The organism is Candidatus Planktophila vernalis (genome assembly GCF_002288185.1).
GTDB lineage: Bacteria > Actinomycetota > Actinomycetes > Nanopelagicales > Nanopelagicaceae > Planktophila > Planktophila vernalis.
The window spans coordinates 730,336-746,700 of sequence record NZ_CP016776.1 but is presented as its reverse complement, the minus strand read 5'-3'; the positions used below and the strand labels follow the sequence as shown (position 1 = coordinate 746,700).

The window sequence follows — 16,365 nt, the reverse complement described above, 5'->3', positions numbered from 1 at the left end:
TGTTGTGAAAATGAGCGGCCAAACAAGCCCAGTTCCAGGTGATGATCTTCGCACCCGGGACTTAGTGGCGCGTTCCATATTAGAAAACGGCCCCTCAACGGCTGCTGTTCTTGGCCAGCGCCTAGGTCTGACTCCAGCTGGAATTCGACGCCATCTTGATTTACTTGTTGCAGATGGAGTTTTGCAAGCACGCGAACCGCACTCAGCGATTAATCGTGGCAGAGGTCGACCTTCAAAAGTTTTTGTTATGAGCGATAAGGGCCGTGAACAATTCGAGCATTCTTACGACGATTTAGCGGTTGCTGCATTGAAGTTTATGTCGGCCCAATCGGGAGAACACTTAGTTTCCAATTTTGCCCAATCTCGCGCAGATGACATTGAGCGAAAGGCGACAGTTGCTCTAGCTAAGAAGAGCAATAAGACTGAAGCTCTCGCACAATTTCTCACAGAGCAGGGCTATGCCGCAAGTGTTACTAAGAAGCCAATGGGTGAAGAGTTATGTCAGCACCACTGTCCCATTGCCCACGTTGCATCTGAATTTCCCCAGTTATGCGAAGCAGAAACTGAAGCACTCTCACGTTTATTAGGTACTCACGTTCAACGTTTAGCAACAATTGCACATGGTGATGGCGTGTGCACAACTTTTATACCCACAACCACAGCTACAACAAAGCGAAAGGTACGTGCATGACAATCGCACATCCAGAACTCGAAGGTATCGGCAACTACGAATACGGTTGGTCAGATAAGAGCGATGCAGGCACGAACGCAAAGCGTGGCCTGAATGAAGATGTCGTGCGCGACATCTCGGCAAAGAAATCTGAGCCACAGTGGATGCTAGACCTTCGCTTAAAGGGCCTTGCGCTATTTGAGAAAAAGCCAATGCCAAACTGGGGTTCTGACCTTTCTGGAATCTTCTTTGACACAATCAAATACTTCGTGCGCTCAACAGAAAAGCAGGCTGCAACGTGGGATGACCTGCCAGATGAAATTAAGAACACATACGATCGTCTAGGTATCCCAGAAGCTGAAAAACAACGCTTAGTTTCAGGTGTTGCTGCTCAATATGAGTCAGAGGTTGTTTATCACTCAATCCGTGAGGATCTAGAGAAGCAAGGCGTTATTTTCCTTGATACAGATAGCGCTCTTAAGCAGCACCCGGAGCTATTTAAGGAGTACTTCGGAACTGTTATCCCAGTGGGCGATAACAAGTTCGCAGCTCTTAATACATCTGTGTGGTCAGGTGGTTCATTTATTTATGTGCCAAAGGGTGTTCACGTAGATATTCCATTGCAGGCATATTTCCGCATTAACACTGAGAACATGGGTCAGTTCGAGCGCACATTAATCATCGCCGATGAGGATTCATACATTCACTATGTTGAAGGCTGTACAGCTCCTATTTATAAGTCAGATTCACTTCACTCAGCTGTAGTTGAAATCATTGTGAAGAAGGGTGCACGCGTTCGCTACACCACAATTCAAAACTGGTCTAACAACGTCTATAACTTGGTTACCAAGCGCGCAACATGTGCCGAAGGTGCGACCATGGAATGGGTTGATGGAAACATCGGTTCTAAGGTCACCATGAAGTACCCAGCAATCTTTTTGATGGGTCCACATGCAAAGGGTGAGACTCTCTCACTTGCCTTTGCTGGAGAAGGACAACACCAAGATTCTGGCGCAAAGATGGTTCATGCTGCGCCATATACATCGTCATCTGTTATCTCTAAATCTGTTGCACGAAATGGTGGACGTACTTCTTATCGTGGACTTGTCCAAGTTCAAGAGGGCGCACATCACTCGAAGAGCACAGTGAAGTGCGATGCACTTCTAGTTGACACAATTTCTCGTTCTGATACATATCCATATGTTGATATTCGCGAAGATGATGTCTCAATGGGTCACGAAGCAACTGTTTCAAAGATCTCTGATGATCAGCTCTTCTATTTGATGTCTCGCGGATTAACTGAAGATGAAGCTATGGCCATGATTGTCCGTGGATTCATTGAGCCAATTGCACGTGAGCTACCTATGGAATATGCCCTAGAGCTCAATCGCCTCATTGAACTTCAAATGGAAGGTGCTGTTGGTTAATGTCTGTTTTAACTACTAATTACTTAACCCCAACGGGGCGCGAAGAAGCTTGGCGGTTCACACCGTTAAAGCGCTTGCGCGGTTTACATGATGGTTCGGCTGTTGTTGCAGACCGTAATTCACTTTTAGCCAAAGCGGGATTACCTAAGGGTGCCAGCTTTACTCGTGAATCTTTGGCACCTCTTGCTGTGAGCGATGATGTCATCATCGAGCGCATCCGCGGGGAAGTCTCTGATGTTGCACATCTTTCTATTGACGCAAATGCGGAAATTAAAGAGCCAATCTTTTTGACCCGCTCAGCAGGCGCCCTTGATTCAGCTGAACTTTCAAGAGTGCGTATTTCACTAGGTACTCATGCTGTTGCAACAGTAATCGTTGAAAACATTGGCGATACATTGCTGGCAGAAGACCTAGAGATCGCTTTAGCTCCTGGATCATCGCTGACTTTCGTAACTCTTCAAGAGTTTGATTCAAAGAGTGTTTACACCGCCCGCCACCACGCAGTGGTTGATAAGGATGCAACATTCAAATCAATCACAGTAACCGTTGGGGGAGATGTAGTGCGCATTCTGCCAACAGTTGAATTCACAGCACCAGGTGCATCAGCAGAACTTCTAGGAGTGTATTTTGCAACTACCGGACAGTTCTTTGAGCACCGTATGCACGTTGATCACGCTGTGCCAAATGCTAAATCTCGAGTGAACTTTAAAGGCGCACTTGCTGGCAGAGATGCTCACACAGTGTGGATCGGTGATGTATTGATCCGCGCAGTTGCCGAAGGTACTGACACCTATGAGCTCAACAGAAATCTTTTGCTAACAGATGGAGCACGCGCTGATTCGGTTCCCAACCTTGAGATTGAAACTGGCGAAATCGTTGGTGCGGGTCACGCGAGTACTACAGGCCGCTTTGATGACGAGCAGTTGTTCTACTTGATGTCACGTGGAATCACGCTAGAAAATGCCCGTCGCCTAGTTGTTCGTGGTTTCTTCAATGAAATCATTACTGAGATTGGAAACGAAGAAGTACAAGAGCGCCTCATGGAACGTATCGATGGCGAACTTGAAAGAGCTGGTGCATAAATGGCCGACTTAACATTAGATCAATTAGAGGTTGGCAAGCCGGTCAAGATTGAAAAAGATGGAAAGAGCATCTGTGTTGCCAGAGTGGGCGATGAAGTATTTGCAGTTGATGACACTTGTTCCCACTCAGAGGCTTCTCTATCAGAGGGTGAAGTTACAGATTTTAAAATTGAATGCTGGCTACATGGTGCAGAATTCGATTTAAGAACCGGCGCAGCTTTGACTTTGCCGGCAAACATAAGCCTTGCGACATATGCAGTAAAAATCGACGGAAATTCCGTCACGGTTGAGATTTAGTACACGAGTAGAAGAGAGAAAATAATGAGCGTTCTAGAAATCCGCGGACTACAGGTTTCAGTTAATACTGACGACGGTAGTGTCGAAATTCTCAAGGGTGTTGACCTAACAATCAAGTCTGGCGAGACACATGCAATCATGGGTCCTAACGGATCTGGTAAATCAACTCTTGCTTACTCAATCGCAGGCCACCCTAAGTACACAATCACAGGTGGTTCTGTAACATTAGATGGCGCAGATGTTTTGGATATGACAGTTGATGAGCGCGCTAAAGCGGGTTTGTTCCTTGCGATGCAGTACCCAGTAGAAGTTCCTGGTGTATCAGTTTCTAACTTCCTTCGCACAGCGGCAACAGCACTTCGCGGTGAAGCTCCAAAGCTTCGCACATGGGTTGCCGAAGTAAAGGGTGCAATGGAAGCGTTGAATATGGATCCAGCATTTGCTACTCGAAATGTTAACGAGGGATTTTCTGGCGGAGAAAAGAAGCGTCATGAAATTATGCAGCTGGAACTATTGAAGCCCAAGATGGCCATCTTGGATGAAACAGATTCAGGGCTAGATGTTGATGCTCTTCGTATCGTTTCAGAAGGTGTTAATCGCGCAAAGGCAAATAATGATTTGGGCGTGCTTTTGATTACTCACTACACACGTATCTTGAAATACATCAAGCCTGACTTTGTTCACGTTTTTGCTAATGGCAAAATCGTTGAAGAGGGTGGACCGGATCTAGCTGACAAGCTAGAGGCCAATGGTTACGCAGATTACGTGAGCAAGTAAGGATCTAATGAGTTTTTCTGTTGCGAATGTACGTAGAGATTTTCCAATCTTCGAACGTACTATTCGCGATGGTAAAAGGCTGGTCTATCTAGATAGCGGTGCAACGTCTCAAAAACCTTGGGCAGTAATTAACGCCGAGAGTGATTTTTATTCAAAGCACAATGCTGCCGTTCACCGTGGGGCTCACCAACTAGCTGAAGAGGCAACAGATGCCTACGAAGGAGCTCGAGCAATTGTTGCCGAGTTTTTAGGCGCTCAAGATAATGAAATCATCTTTACAAAGAGTGCTACTGAGTCAATTAACGCAGTTGCCTACGCCATGGGTAATGCCGAGCCTGGAAACCGCTTTGCATTAACTGCATCTGATTCCATAGTTGTTACCGAGATGGAGCACCATGCAAACCTGATTCCTTGGCAGCAGTTAGCTAAGCGCACCGGGGCTCAGCTCAAGTGGTTTAAAGTCAATCAAGATTCAAGGTTAGATCTCTCAAACATTGATCAGGTTATTACCGCCAATACAAGGGTGGTTGCACTTACGCATCAATCAAATGTTTTGGGAACGATTAATCCATTAGGTGCCATCGTTAAGCGTGCACGTGAAGTAGGGGCAGTGGTTGTTCTAGATGCCTGTCAGTCTGTTCCGCATATGCGTGTGAACGTTGTTGATTTAGATGTGGATTTTCTAGCCTTCTCTGGTCATAAATCTGTTGGCCCAACGGGTGTTGGAATTTTGTGGGGTAAGGCAGAATTGCTTAGCGAGTTACCACCGTTTTTAACGGGTGGTTCAATGGTGACTGCTGTAACAATGGAGAGTGCTACATGGGCAGAGGCACCACAAAAGTTTGAAGCCGGAGTTCCAAATATGGCACAGGCTGTTGGGTTGGGTGCCGCGCTTAATTACCTTTCCAACATTGGTATGGATGCGATTGCCGAGCATGAGCGATCATTAACTGGATATGCGCTAGATAAACTGTTGCAAATTCCTGGACTTCGCATTGTTGGTCCTCAAGATAATGTTGATCGTGGGGCAGCTCTTTCTTTCACCATCAAAGATATTCACCCACACGATGTTGGTCAGTATGTTGATAGCCAGGGAATTGCAGTGCGCACAGGCCATCACTGCGCCTGGCCGCTAACAAAGATTATGAACGTTCCAGCGACAACGCGTGCTTCCTTCTACCTCTACAACGATGAGCATGACGTTGACGCTTTAGTCGAAGCCTTATTGGGTGCACAGAAGTATTTTGGAAAATTCTGATGGAATTAGATTCCCTCTATCAGGAAGTGATTCTAGATCACTATAAACATCCACAACATAAAGGTTTGCGAAGCGACTATTCAGCTCAAGTGCATCATGTGAACACAAGTTGCGGAGATGAAATTACTCTCAACCTAACTGTCACCGATGGTGTGATTTCAGCGATTTCATGGGATGGCCAGGGCTGTTCAATTTCACAGGCCAGCGTTTCAATATTGGGTGATCTGTTAACGGGCAAGACATTTTCACAAGCAGAAGAAGTTGTGAACGCTTTTTCAGAACTCATGGCAAGCAAGGGAACCGCAGCAGGAGATCCAGAGATACTTGAGGATGCAGTAGCTTTTGCGGGAGTTTCAAAGTTTCCAGGTCGTGTAAAGTGTGCACTGCTTGGTTGGATGGCCTTTAAAGATGCAGCGATTCAGTCACAGGGAGAGAGCAAATGACAACGAGTGTTGAAGATGTAACAGAAGCAATGAAAGATGTTGTCGACCCAGAGTTGGGAATTAACGTTGTCGACTTAGGACTTATCTATGACGTTATGGTTGATGAAGCCAATATTGCAATTTTGAATATGACGCTGACTTCAGCTGCATGTCCTCTTCAAGATGTCATTGAGGATCAGACCCGATCAGCGTTAGCGGGGATGACAACGGACGTGAAAATTAACTGGGTTTGGATGCCACCTTGGGGTCCAGACAAGATTTCTGATGATGGAAGAGATCAGCTTCGCGCTCTCGGTTTTACTGTCTGAGGTATAACTCAATAAGGTAGTCACATGTCAATGCATGCGGCTTGGATGACCCACAGATCTATGACCGCAGACCCATCGGTCAAGCAGCAAAAGCTCAAGGCCGGAACGGTAAAGCGAATCTTTACTTTCGCTAAACCATATCGCCTCAGCATTTGGATCTTTCTCTTTACCGTTGTTATCGATGCCGCGCTAATCGTTGCCACACCATTACTTTTGCGCCAACTCATCGATGAAGGTGTGATTCCTAAAGACGGTGCATTAGTCACTCGTCTGGCCATCTATGTTGGATTACTCGCTGTTGCAGATGCAGCGATGAGCATGTTGGGGCGATATTTCTCTTCTCGAATCGGTGAAGGTCTTATCTATGATCTTCGCTCTGTAGTCTTTGGACATGTGCAAAGACAATCAATAGCTTTCTTCACCCGCACACAAACTGGCGCCCTTATTTCTAGAATCAATTCCGATGTTATGGGAGCACAGCAAGCCTTTACAGCAACACTGTCAGGCCTTGTTAGCAATGTTGTGAGTTTGGTTTTGGTAGGTGTGACCATGTTGATTTTGTCCTGGCAGATCACGATTTTCTCCCTGCTTCTCTTGCCGGTCTTTCTCATTCCAACTAAATGGGTTGGCCGCAAGCTTCAAGAGTTGACCCGAGATTCCTTTAACACCAATGCTGAAATGTCGAGCACGATGACTGAGCGCTTTAATGTCTCTGGCGCAATGCTTGTTGCTCTCTATGGTGAGCCTTCTAGAGAGCGTGAATACTTCCGCTCTAGAGCCCGCAAGGTTGCTGATATTGGCATCAAGATGGCAATGCTGAATCGCCTTTTCTTTATTGCACTCACTAGCGTTGCAGCAATCGCTACAGCTTTTGCTTACGGTATTGGTGGACATTTAGCCATTAACGGGGGAGTAACCGTTGGAACATTGTTAGCGATTACCGCTCTGCTAGCAAGACTCTATGGTCCGCTAACTGCGCTATCGAATGTGCGCATTGATGTTATGACATCTCTTGTTTCATTTGAACGCGTGTTTGAAGTGTTAGATCTAGAACCTATGGTTAAGAATCGTGAAAATGCGATTGAGTTAAAGCCAACTCATCCAAAGATTGAGTTCAAGGATGTTAGTTTTTCATATCCAAGGGCTGAAGAGATTTCACTTGCATCCCTTGAATCAGCCGCAAAGCCCGAGACGATTCAAAGTGGGGAAGTACTTCGGGGCCTTTCATTTACCGCAGCCCCTGGAACGCTAACTGCATTAGTTGGTCCGTCTGGTGCCGGTAAGACAACGATAAGTGCCCTGCTTCCACGTCTCTATGACGTTACAACTGGTGCAATTGAAATTGATGGTCATGACATCCGTGATCTGACTCTTGAATCTTTACGTGGGGCAATTGGTGTCGTTATGCAAGATGCACACCTATTCCACGAGACTATTGCTGAAAACTTACGCTATGCCAAAAACGATGCAACAGAGGATGAAATGCGCGTTGCTTGTGAGTCAGCACAGATTTGGGAGTTGATTAAGTCTTTGCCTAATGGGCTAGACACCATGGTGGGAGAGCGAGGACACCGTCTATCTGGCGGAGAAAAGCAACGCTTGGCTATTGCTCGCTTACTTCTCAAATCTCCATCAGTTGTCATTCTTGATGAAGCGACCGCGCATTTAGATTCAGAGAATGAGGCGTTAGTTCAGGCTGCGTTGCAAAGCGCTCTGAAGGGTCGCACAAGCATTGTTATTGCCCACCGTTTGAGCACCGTGAGAGATGCTGATCAAATTCTTGTTCTTGATAAGGGTCAGATAGTTGAGCGCGGAAAGCACGATGAACTTGTGGCACGCGGTGGTCTATATGCCGATCTTTATAACCGTCAGGACTTAACGGGTGCGGCGAATTAATATCCGTCCGTAAATTACTAAGCCGCCAAAGAAGAGCCACTGCAATGCATATGCCATATGAGGGCCATCGCTCAGTTCAGGAAGTTGTGCGGGCACAGCTGGTGTGAGTGAGCTTTCAGATCCGCTTAAGAGATCGATGTAGTAATCCTGTGTATCAAGTTGAGATTGTGCATCGAGCTTAGAGATAAGGCCGCTTCCATCTGCTGGAAGTGCAAAGAAGGATCCTCGAGGGAGCGAAGAATCTAATCGCAATCTACCTGTGATTGAAACAGGAGTTGTTGGTGGAGGCGTAATGGTTGGCGCAATTGTGGCTGCTGCTCCGGCCTTTACCCATCCACGATCCACCCAGAATTTTTCATTGTTGGGAGTTGTAAACAATGTGAGAACTTCAAAGCCATAGAAACCTTCGCTATAGCGATTTTTCAGGAGTATCTGCTTTGTTGGATCAAAGACGCCTTGTGTGGTGACGGTCTGCCATTCAGCCGCTAGAGGTGAATCTTTCACTGAATCTAGAGAAGTTGGGGCAAGTGCAATGTGTTTTTCAATAATCGCATTTCGTGCATGTCTATCTACACCACGCTGATATTGCCACTGAGCAGCTATGAGACAGAGAATAATGAGGGTTAGAGCGACTAAAGATTTAAAATATGCAAATGGTTCGCGAACTTTTGCCATGATTAATCGAGTGATAAAGGTTTCTCTTCGATAATCTGATTATTTCTCGAAATAGTTTCTCGGCCAGCGTTAGCGATGACTACAGCAAAATATGGAAGACCAACGGCTCCGGCCAAAGCGAACCAACGGTAGGGGCTAGGCAAAATAACCGTTAATACGAAGCAAGCAGTTCGAACCATCATGGAAATGAAATACCTTTTTTGACGAGCAGCTTGATCACGGGTCAGGGCTAAGGGCGCATCGGTAATCGCGAAAACTTTCTTCTTCTTAGCCATGCAGTAAGAGTAGTGCTAGGCGCACCCAAGCGCTTCTTTTGAATACCTAGCGGTAACCAGTAAGTTTTGGGTATGAGTTCAGTGGCCTTAGTAACAGGTGGAAATCGTGGCATCGGTTTAGCAGTTGCGCACTCTCTTGCCGCCGCAGGCCATGACGTCGTTGTTACGTACCGAAGTGGAAGCGCGCCAGCTGGCTTTAAGTCCGTCATCATGGATGTGACCAGCACAGAGAGTGTCGATAAAGCTTTCGATGAGATCGAAGCCCAATGGGGAATCCCAGAGATCATTGTTGCTAACGCAGGAATTACTAAAGATGGTCTTGTCATGCGTATGAGTGATGAGGATTTTGAGTCTGTCATTGATGCAAATCTGACTGGGGCGTTTCGTGTGGCACGCCGTGCGACTAAAGGTCTTTTGAAATTGAAAAAGGGTCGTTTAATTTTTGTTGGCTCAGTCGTTGGAGCTTTGGGCTCTGCAGGACAAGTGAACTATTCATCTTCAAAATCTGGCCTCGTCGGAATGGCTAGATCTTTTGCACGAGAAATTGGCAGTCGAGGGATTACGGCAAATGTTGTTGCACCAGGCTTTGTTGAAACAGATATGACATCGACTTTGGATGAAAAACGCAGAAATGAAATTGCTGGATCTATTCCCCTAGGTCGCTTTTGTTCTGCGCAAGAGATTGCAGATGTCGTCACCTTTATCGCTTCACCACAAGCCAGCTATATCTCTGGAGCACTTATTCCAGTTGATGGCGGATTAGGAATGGGACACTGATATGGGTTTACTCGATGGCAAGAAGATTCTGGTAACGGGAGTACTAACAGATAGTTCTATTGCCTTTCATATTGCCCGTCTTGCACAAGAACAAGGAGCACAAGTTGTTCTCTCTTCCTACGGACGAGTGCTTTCACTAACAACACGTATTGCAGGACGCTTGCCACATCCGGCCTCCATCATTGAACTCGATGTCACAAATGAGGCAGATCTTGCTGCCCTTGAATCACGAGTACGTGCGCATTTTCCAGATGGTCTAGATGGTGTTGTTCACTCAATTGGATTTGCTCCAGAAGCAGCCCTTGGTGGCAATTTCCTCAATACTTCTTGGGATGATGTTTCAACTGCCATGCATGTCTCTGCCTATTCGCTGAAATCTTTGACGATGGCTGCAAAGCCACTCTTTACTGGCGGAGGATCAGTTGTTGGCCTTGATTTTGATGCAACAGTTGCTTGGCCTAAATATGACTGGATGGGTGTTGCAAAAGCTGCACTGGAATCAACATCACGGTATTTGGCACGCGATTTAGGTGCTGAAAATATTCGCGTGAATTTAGTTGCTGCAGGTCCTATCCGCACGATGGCTGCAAAATCTATCCCTGGCTTTGATGAGTTTGAAAAAGTATGGAATGAGCGAGCGCCACTTGCTTGGGATGTCACGGATCCAGTACCTGCTGCACAAGCCGTCGTTGCTCTGCTGTCAGATTGGTTTCCTAAGACCACGGGCGAAATCATCCATGTTGATGGTGGCGTCCATGCCATGGGTGCCTAAGCGCACTTTGGGCCTCAATTTCACCTTTTAGCCCCCAGCCGGTAATCTTTGCCCCAGACCAGTGGCCTAATAATCACTGCAAGAGGAGTTACCGCTCCCACCTTCTTCGCCACTAGTGCGAGCTGGTTTGTCGGATGAGAGATTTACTTCTCTTTTTCCTTGCGGTTTTCTCATGCAGCGCTGTTAGACCAAAGCGTTAAACGAAGCCGAAGGAGCACAAATCACAACTGACCCGCGCATTAATGATCGAATTCGCACACCCGAAATTCGTCTTATCGGTTACACCGGTGAGCAAGTTGGAGTTGTCGATATCGATACAGCGTTAAAGATGGCAGATGAAGTTGGTCTCGACTTAGTCGAAATCGCGCCAGAAGCCAATCCACCCGTTTGCAAGATCATGGACTTCGGAAAATATAAGTACGAAGTTGCACAGAAGGCACGGGAAGCGCGACAGAACCAGACCCACATTGTGGTGAAGGAAGTGCGTTTAACACCAAAGATCGAAACTCATGATTACGTTACAAAGCGCAATCAGGTTGAGAAATTTCTCAAGGGTGGCGACAAGGTGAAGGTGACGATGAAGTTCCGCGGCCGCGAACAAACGCGACCTGAGATGGGCTACAAGCTATTGCAGCGTCTTGCAGAAGATGTTGCAGAGTTTGCCTTTGTTGAGTTCGCCCCTAAACAAGAGGGACGAAACATGACAATGGTGTTAGGCCCAACAAAGAAGAAGACAGAAGCAGTAGCTGAAGCAAAAGCAGCGCGTAAGGCAAAAGCCGATGCCGCAGCAGAGACAACGGATGGAGCGTAAGAAATGCCAAAGATGAAAACACATAGTGGTGCGAAGAAGACTTTCCGCATCACAGGTACTGGAAAGGTTATGCACGAGCGTGCTGGAAAGCGCCACTTACTCGAGCACAAATCTTCACGAGTCACCCGCCGTCTCTCAACTGAGAAGTCAGCAAAGCCAACCGTAACGATGACAGCCAAGCGCATGCTTGGCTTGAAGTAAGGAAGTGTGAATTAAATGAGAGTAAAACGCGGAGTTCACGCTGCTAAGAAGCGTCGCACAACTTTAGAACGTGCCAGTGGTTATCGCGGACAACGTTCCCGTCTTTTCACAAAGGCGAAGGAACAAGTTACGCACTCAATGGTTTACGCGTTCAACGACCGTAAAGATAAGAAGGGCGATTTCCGTCGCCTATGGATTCAGCGCATTAACGCTGGATGCCGCGAACATGGTCTTACATACAACCGCTTCATCCAAGGCCTTAAGGCTGCAGGAGTGGAAGTAGATCGTCGTGTTCTTTCAGATCTTGCAACAAATGATCCAGCTACTTTCAAGACACTTGTTGATGTTGCTCGCAAGAGCCTTGTATCTGCTTAATAGATCCCAATGATTGAGAGCCTTAACTCGCCACATATAGCGCGAGTTAAGGCTCTAATTGGTTCTAGGGGTACAAAAGAACGTAAATCTTCAGGACTCTTTGTTGCAGAAGGTTTGCAATGTGCTCGTGAGGCAATGGTGGCTACGACCGGTCCACGTATTGAAACTTTATATGTCACACCAAGTGGGCGAATTAAAGTAGAACAGATTTCTGATTTAGGCGGCTTTAATGTCATTGAAGTAAGTGATGACGTTATGAAGGCGATGTCAGAGACGATTACGCCACAAGGAATTCTGGCCGTATGTTCTATCCCAAGTAATTCATTAGAGTCAATCACTCTCAATGGCACACGTAAATTTGTTTATCTCTCAGAGATCCAAGATCCAGGTAATGCTGGAACAATCATTCGCTCTGCTGATGCTTTTGGAATAGATGCCGTGATTACATCTCCAGGAAGTGTGGATTTGTATTCTCCGAAAGTTGTTCGTAGTACTGCCGGTTCACTCTGGCACACACCTGTATTTGAAAACATAGAGCTATCTACGGTTCTAGCTCTTGGCGTTCAAGCTTTCACTTTGGCAGCAGAAGGACAAAAATCACTCAAGGATCTCAAGATCACTAAGGATTGTGTAGCAATATTTGGCAATGAGGCCAGGGGATTAGCAACTGCCCAAGGCGTATCGTCTATTGAACAAGTCAAAATATCGATGCCTGGTAATGCCGAAAGCCTGAATCTTTCAGCGGCGGCAACCATTGTTATGTATCACCTAGCAAATATCCCATCTTCCTAAACTCTCACAGGATAGAGTTCGCTCTATGCGCCAAGAAGATGTCTCACAATGGGTTAAAGATGCCCAAGCAGCCTTTAGCGCCGCTACAGATTTAGATTCTCTTAAGGCTGCTCGTTTAGCCCATGCTGGAGATAAGGCACCTATCTCTCTTGCTTCACGAGGACTTGGATCTTTGTCGCCGGATGAAAAAGCTAGCTTTGGCAAAATTATTGGGGATGCGAAAGCCGCAATTGCACAAGCACTTGCTACGGCAACAGAAAAACTTGAGGCCGAGCGCGATAAGAAGGTTTTGCTAGAAGAAGTTGTCGATATTACTTTGCCCGTTAATCGCAGACATCGCGGGGGACTACATCCGATTTCGATTATCAAAAATGAAGTCTCAGATTTCTTTATTGAGCATGGTTATGCAGTGGCTGAAGGCCCAGAGCTTGAATCAGGGTGGTTGAACTTTGATGCGCTCAATATTCCTGCAGATCATCCGGCTCGCACAATGCAGGACACATTTTTTGTTGAGCCAGTTGAATCAGGAATGGTGCTGCGTACTCACACATCACCTGTTCAAATTCGCACGATGCTGACTCAGACTCCACCTATTTATGTCATCTGTCCTGGGCGAACATTTAGAGCAGATGAACTTGATGCAACACACAGCCCAGTTTTCCATCAGGTTGAAGGTTTAGTTGTTGATAAGGGCATCACGATGGCCCACCTCAAAGGCACGCTGGATAACTTTGCCCGTCATATGTTTGGTCCTGATGTGACAACTCGACTTCGCCCATCATTTTTCCCATTCACTGAACCAAGTGCTGAGGTCGACATATTCTTTAACAATCGCTGGATTGAATGGGGCGGTTGTGGAATGGTCAACCCAAAGGTTCTGCAAAGTTGCGGGATAGATACCGATGTCTACAGTGGCTTTGCTTTTGGAATGGGATTAGAGCGAACCTTGATGGTGCGACATGGCATTACAGATATGCATGACATCGTTGAAGGAGATCTGCGCTTCACGCGCCAGTTCGGGGTGGGACTCTAATGCGCGCACCTCTATCGTGGATTAAAGAGTTTGTTGATATTCCAGCAAAGGTAAGTGCAGATGAGATCTCTGACGGCCTTATTCGAGTTGGCTTTGAAGTTGAAGAAATCATCTACCAAGGCGCTGATTTAACTGGCCCACTTAAGTTTGCAAAGGTGCTCTCGATTGAAGAGTTAACTGAGCATAAGAAGCCAATCCGCTATGTGGGTATTGATTGTGGGGAAAAAGAAACTCGCTATGTCATTTGTGGTGCCACCAACTTTGCAGTGGGGGACATGATTGTTGCAGCTCTTCCGGGGGCTGTGTTGCCTGGTAATTTTGCAATTAGTGCCCGTGAGACTTACGGCAAAACTTCTAATGGAATGATCTGCTCTGCTCGCGAATTAGGTATTAGTGATGAGCATGCTGGCATCATGGTTTTCTCAGAGGCCGATGTGAAAATTGGTGCCGATGCAATCGAGGGCTTGCAGATTAACGATGTGATCTTTGATGTGGCAGTTAATCCAGATCGCGGTTATGCATTGAGCATTCGAGGAATAGCACGTGAGGTTGCAGGCTCATTGGGGTTGAAGTTCACTGATCCTGTTGAGGCACTGCGAACATTGAAGTTTGAGGAGACTGGCAAGGGTGTATCGGCAAAGATTGCAGAAGGTCACCCTGCATCTGTTTTTTACTTGCGCACCTTGTCTAATTTTGATCCAAAAGCAACAACACCGATCTGGATGCGCCGACGCATCGAAAAAATGGGTATGCGTTCAATTTCCTTAGTTGTCGATGTTACAAATTATGTAATGCTCGAACTTGGACAGCCTTTGCATGCTTTTGATAAAGCAAAGATTAAGGGCGGACTTACGATCAAGCGCGCCGGCAAGGCACAAAAATTTAGAACTCTGGACGGTGTAGAGCGCACATTAGATCCTGAAGATTTGATGGTATGTGATGATGAACAACCGTTAGCTCTTGCCGGAACAATGGGAGGTTTGTCTTCTGAAATTACAGAAACAACAACCGATATCGCATTGGAAGCGGTTCACTTCTGTGAGGTATGCATCGCTAAGAACTCTCGTCGTCACAAACTTTCATCTGAAGCATCGCGACGTTTTGAACGAAGCGTAGATCCTTCATTGGCCGAATTCGCATCAGCGCGTTTTGTCCAACTGCTTACCGCTCACAGTTCAGCCAAGCATGTGGCAACAGTGGTTGATGGCGAGCCCATCTATGCACCCTTGGTAACTATTGATTCTTCTTATGTTTCAAAGACCCTGGGTTTTGATGTGCCACCTGCAAAGGTTGCCGAGCTTCTACGTGTAATTGGTTGCGATGTTGATGAGAAGAGCTTCACCATTGATCCTCCATCGTGGCGTGCGGATTTACTAACGGCAGCGGATTTCACCGAAGAAGTCGCCCGCATGATTGGCTACGACAAGATTCCATCCATTTTGCCTCCTCGTCCATTGCACGCATCGCTCACCCCAACTCAAAAGCGTCGCAGAGCCGTTGCGACAATGCTTGCAAGTCGTGGTTTAGCTGAAGTTCAAACTTTTCCATTCACAAACCAAGAAACTATTGATGCGATGGGCTTTGTCGGCGAACGTGCTTCAACCTATGCAATTGCTAACCCAATGTCTGAAGAGTTCCCATTGATGCGCGTGCATTTAGTTCCGGGGTTAATTGAGGTTGCACAGCGCAATATCAGCCGCGGGGCAAAAGATTTTGCAATCTTTGAGATGGGATCCATTTTCCGAAGTGCTCAGAAATTAGTCCCCGCAATTTCACCTGACTTGTCCAAGCGACCAAGTCAAAAGGTTATTGAAGAGATTTTTGCTTCCGTTCCACCACAGGCTTATCACGTGGCTGGTTTGCTTGTAGGCAAAGTAGAGAATGAGAATTGGCAAGGGAAAGCGCGTGCATACACATGGCACGATGCCATTGAATATGCCCAAGATATTTTGGCGCTGTGTAATCTGGAGTGGAGTATCAAGCGCTCTGATTTTGCACCGTGGCATCCAGGACGATGCGCAGAATTAATCGTTGATGGCAAAGCAGTGGCACATGCGGGAGAGATTCACCCACGAATTATTGCTAAATACGGGTTACCTGAGCGAAGTGTTGCATTTGCTGTTGGGTTAAGCGCTCTTCCAGATTCATCTCTCGTACGTCCAACACGTGTAGGAACAATGCCTGCAGCGTTGCAAGATGTGGCGTTAATTGTTGATGAGAAAGTAACGGCTGCTGAAGTTCAGGCAGCCCTTACAGAGGGTGCTGGAGACTTACTTGAGTCCATCTCTCTTTTTGATCGCTACGACAAGATCGGCGATGGCAAGATCTCTCTAGCTTTCACTTTGGTCTTTAGAGCACCTGATCGCACGCTAACTGGCGATGAGGTCTCAGCCATGCGTGAGGCAGCTACAGCTGTGGCAGCCAAGAAATGCGGAGCAGTAGTTCGCACCGCATAAATATGCAGGTGTTTGCATAAATATCGACTAGAAGATATCC

General features: G+C 46.6%; 19 protein-coding genes. 17 read left to right on the top strand and 2 right to left on the bottom strand.

Translation table 11 applies throughout. The annotated features are described in order from the left end of the window. Positions 1–10 precede the first annotated feature (10 nt). From A7sIIA15_RS03970 to A7sIIA15_RS03930, 9 genes are read left to right on the top strand one after another with little or no spacing between them, the layout of a single operon-like run. Positions 11–691, top strand: a complete 681-nt coding sequence (locus A7sIIA15_RS03970) for a helix-turn-helix transcriptional regulator (RefSeq protein ID WP_223298224.1) — start codon at positions 11–13, stop codon at positions 689–691. Next, positions 688–2,097, top strand: coding sequence for a Fe-S cluster assembly protein SufB (gene sufB, locus A7sIIA15_RS03965; protein ID WP_017956051.1), 1,410 nt, complete (start codon positions 688–690; stop codon positions 2,095–2,097). The genes A7sIIA15_RS03970 and sufB overlap by 4 nt, the downstream gene beginning before the upstream one ends. Continuing rightward, the gene (sufD, locus tag A7sIIA15_RS03960) at positions 2,097–3,179 is read left to right on the top strand and encodes a Fe-S cluster assembly protein SufD (protein ID WP_095685884.1); all 1,083 of its coding nucleotides are present in this window, start codon (positions 2,097–2,099) and stop codon (positions 3,177–3,179) included. Before sufB ends, sufD begins: the two co-directional genes overlap by 1 nt. Next, on the top strand, positions 3,180–3,476 hold the full coding sequence (locus A7sIIA15_RS03955) for a non-heme iron oxygenase ferredoxin subunit (protein ID WP_095685883.1): 297 nt from the start codon (positions 3,180–3,182) through the stop codon (positions 3,474–3,476). Positions 3,477–3,500: 24 nt separating this feature from the next. Next, complete coding sequence (gene sufC / locus A7sIIA15_RS03950) at positions 3,501–4,253, top strand: Fe-S cluster assembly ATPase SufC (protein WP_095685882.1); 753 nt, start codon at positions 3,501–3,503, stop codon at positions 4,251–4,253. 7 nt (positions 4,254–4,260) lie between these two features. Beyond that, on the top strand, positions 4,261–5,511 hold the full coding sequence (locus A7sIIA15_RS03945; protein WP_095685881.1) for a cysteine desulfurase: 1,251 nt from the start codon (positions 4,261–4,263) through the stop codon (positions 5,509–5,511). Further along, positions 5,511–5,954, top strand: coding sequence for a Fe-S cluster assembly sulfur transfer protein SufU (gene sufU / locus A7sIIA15_RS03940; protein ID WP_095685880.1), 444 nt, complete (start codon positions 5,511–5,513; stop codon positions 5,952–5,954). Before A7sIIA15_RS03945 ends, sufU begins: the two co-directional genes overlap by 1 nt. Further along, positions 5,951–6,262: a metal-sulfur cluster assembly factor gene (locus A7sIIA15_RS03935; protein WP_017956045.1), complete on the top strand. Its 312-nt coding sequence runs from the start codon at positions 5,951–5,953 to the stop codon at positions 6,260–6,262. Before sufU ends, A7sIIA15_RS03935 begins: the two co-directional genes overlap by 4 nt. Positions 6,263–6,286: 24 nt before the next feature. Further along, a complete protein-coding gene (locus tag A7sIIA15_RS03930) occupies positions 6,287–8,158 on the top strand; it encodes an ABC transporter ATP-binding protein (RefSeq protein WP_095685879.1) in 1,872 nt (623 codons plus the stop codon). On the opposite strand, the gene A7sIIA15_RS03925 is transcribed toward A7sIIA15_RS03930, so the two are convergent. After that, the gene (locus A7sIIA15_RS03925) at positions 8,138–8,833 is read right to left on the bottom strand and encodes an SURF1 family protein (RefSeq protein ID WP_095685878.1); all 696 of its coding nucleotides are present in this window, start codon (positions 8,831–8,833) and stop codon (positions 8,138–8,140) included. The two genes, A7sIIA15_RS03930 and A7sIIA15_RS03925, sit on opposite strands and share 21 nt — an antisense overlap. A 2-nt stretch (positions 8,834–8,835) precedes the next feature. Next, the gene (locus A7sIIA15_RS03920; protein WP_095685877.1) at positions 8,836–9,108 is read right to left on the bottom strand and encodes a DUF3099 domain-containing protein; all 273 of its coding nucleotides are present in this window, start codon (positions 9,106–9,108) and stop codon (positions 8,836–8,838) included. Positions 9,109–9,180: 72 nt separating this feature from the next. Between A7sIIA15_RS03920 and fabG the strand changes: the two genes are divergently transcribed. From fabG to pheT, 8 genes are all read left to right on the top strand, one after another. Beyond that, entirely contained in the window at positions 9,181–9,885 is a 705-nt protein-coding gene (fabG, locus tag A7sIIA15_RS03915) for a 3-oxoacyl-ACP reductase FabG (protein ID WP_095685876.1), read from the top strand. A gap of 1 nt (position 9,886) precedes the next feature. After that, on the top strand, positions 9,887–10,657 hold the full coding sequence (fabI, locus tag A7sIIA15_RS03910; RefSeq protein WP_095685875.1) for an enoyl-ACP reductase FabI: 771 nt from the start codon (positions 9,887–9,889) through the stop codon (positions 10,655–10,657). 220 nt (positions 10,658–10,877) lie between these two features. After that, complete coding sequence (gene infC / locus A7sIIA15_RS03905) at positions 10,878–11,468, top strand: translation initiation factor IF-3 (protein ID WP_095658429.1); 591 nt, start codon at positions 10,878–10,880, stop codon at positions 11,466–11,468. A gap of 3 nt (positions 11,469–11,471) precedes the next feature. Next, positions 11,472–11,669, top strand: a complete 198-nt coding sequence (rpmI, locus tag A7sIIA15_RS03900) for a 50S ribosomal protein L35 (RefSeq protein ID WP_017956034.1) — start codon at positions 11,472–11,474, stop codon at positions 11,667–11,669. A 15-nt stretch (positions 11,670–11,684) separates the two neighbouring features. Further along, entirely contained in the window at positions 11,685–12,044 is a 360-nt protein-coding gene (gene rplT / locus A7sIIA15_RS03895; RefSeq protein WP_017956033.1) for a 50S ribosomal protein L20, read from the top strand. A gap of 9 nt (positions 12,045–12,053) precedes the next feature. Continuing rightward, a complete protein-coding gene (locus A7sIIA15_RS03890; RefSeq protein ID WP_095685874.1) occupies positions 12,054–12,836 on the top strand; it encodes a TrmH family RNA methyltransferase in 783 nt (260 codons plus the stop codon). 25 nt (positions 12,837–12,861) lie between these two features. Beyond that, positions 12,862–13,869, top strand: a complete 1,008-nt coding sequence (gene pheS / locus A7sIIA15_RS03885; protein ID WP_095685873.1) for a phenylalanine--tRNA ligase subunit alpha — start codon at positions 12,862–12,864, stop codon at positions 13,867–13,869. After that, positions 13,869–16,325, top strand: coding sequence for a phenylalanine--tRNA ligase subunit beta (gene pheT, locus A7sIIA15_RS03880; RefSeq protein ID WP_095685872.1), 2,457 nt, complete (start codon positions 13,869–13,871; stop codon positions 16,323–16,325). The genes pheS and pheT overlap by 1 nt, the downstream gene beginning before the upstream one ends. The last annotated feature ends 40 nt before the right edge of the window (positions 16,326–16,365 follow it).

Coding starts and splice junctions, on each gene's coding strand:
- A7sIIA15_RS03970 (WP_223298224.1), top strand. CDS start 11: ATGAGCGGCCAAACAAGCCCAGTTCCAGGTGATGATCTTCGCACCCGG.
- sufB (WP_017956051.1), top strand. CDS start 688: ATGACAATCGCACATCCAGAACTCGAAGGTATCGGCAACTACGAATAC.
- sufD (WP_095685884.1), top strand. CDS start 2,097: ATGTCTGTTTTAACTACTAATTACTTAACCCCAACGGGGCGCGAAGAA.
- A7sIIA15_RS03955 (WP_095685883.1), top strand. CDS start 3,180: ATGGCCGACTTAACATTAGATCAATTAGAGGTTGGCAAGCCGGTCAAG.
- sufC (WP_095685882.1), top strand. CDS start 3,501: ATGAGCGTTCTAGAAATCCGCGGACTACAGGTTTCAGTTAATACTGAC.
- A7sIIA15_RS03945 (WP_095685881.1), top strand. CDS start 4,261: ATGAGTTTTTCTGTTGCGAATGTACGTAGAGATTTTCCAATCTTCGAA.
- sufU (WP_095685880.1), top strand. CDS start 5,511: ATGGAATTAGATTCCCTCTATCAGGAAGTGATTCTAGATCACTATAAA.
- A7sIIA15_RS03935 (WP_017956045.1), top strand. CDS start 5,951: ATGACAACGAGTGTTGAAGATGTAACAGAAGCAATGAAAGATGTTGTC.
- A7sIIA15_RS03930 (WP_095685879.1), top strand. CDS start 6,287: ATGTCAATGCATGCGGCTTGGATGACCCACAGATCTATGACCGCAGAC.
- A7sIIA15_RS03925 (WP_095685878.1), bottom strand. CDS start 8,833: ATGGCAAAAGTTCGCGAACCATTTGCATATTTTAAATCTTTAGTCGCT.
- A7sIIA15_RS03920 (WP_095685877.1), bottom strand. CDS start 9,108: ATGGCTAAGAAGAAGAAAGTTTTCGCGATTACCGATGCGCCCTTAGCC.
- fabG (WP_095685876.1), top strand. CDS start 9,181: ATGAGTTCAGTGGCCTTAGTAACAGGTGGAAATCGTGGCATCGGTTTA.
- fabI (WP_095685875.1), top strand. CDS start 9,887: ATGGGTTTACTCGATGGCAAGAAGATTCTGGTAACGGGAGTACTAACA.
- rpmI (WP_017956034.1), top strand. CDS start 11,472: ATGCCAAAGATGAAAACACATAGTGGTGCGAAGAAGACTTTCCGCATC.
- rplT (WP_017956033.1), top strand. CDS start 11,685: ATGAGAGTAAAACGCGGAGTTCACGCTGCTAAGAAGCGTCGCACAACT.
- A7sIIA15_RS03890 (WP_095685874.1), top strand. CDS start 12,054: ATGATTGAGAGCCTTAACTCGCCACATATAGCGCGAGTTAAGGCTCTA.
- pheS (WP_095685873.1), top strand. CDS start 12,862: ATGCGCCAAGAAGATGTCTCACAATGGGTTAAAGATGCCCAAGCAGCC.
- pheT (WP_095685872.1), top strand. CDS start 13,869: ATGCGCGCACCTCTATCGTGGATTAAAGAGTTTGTTGATATTCCAGCA.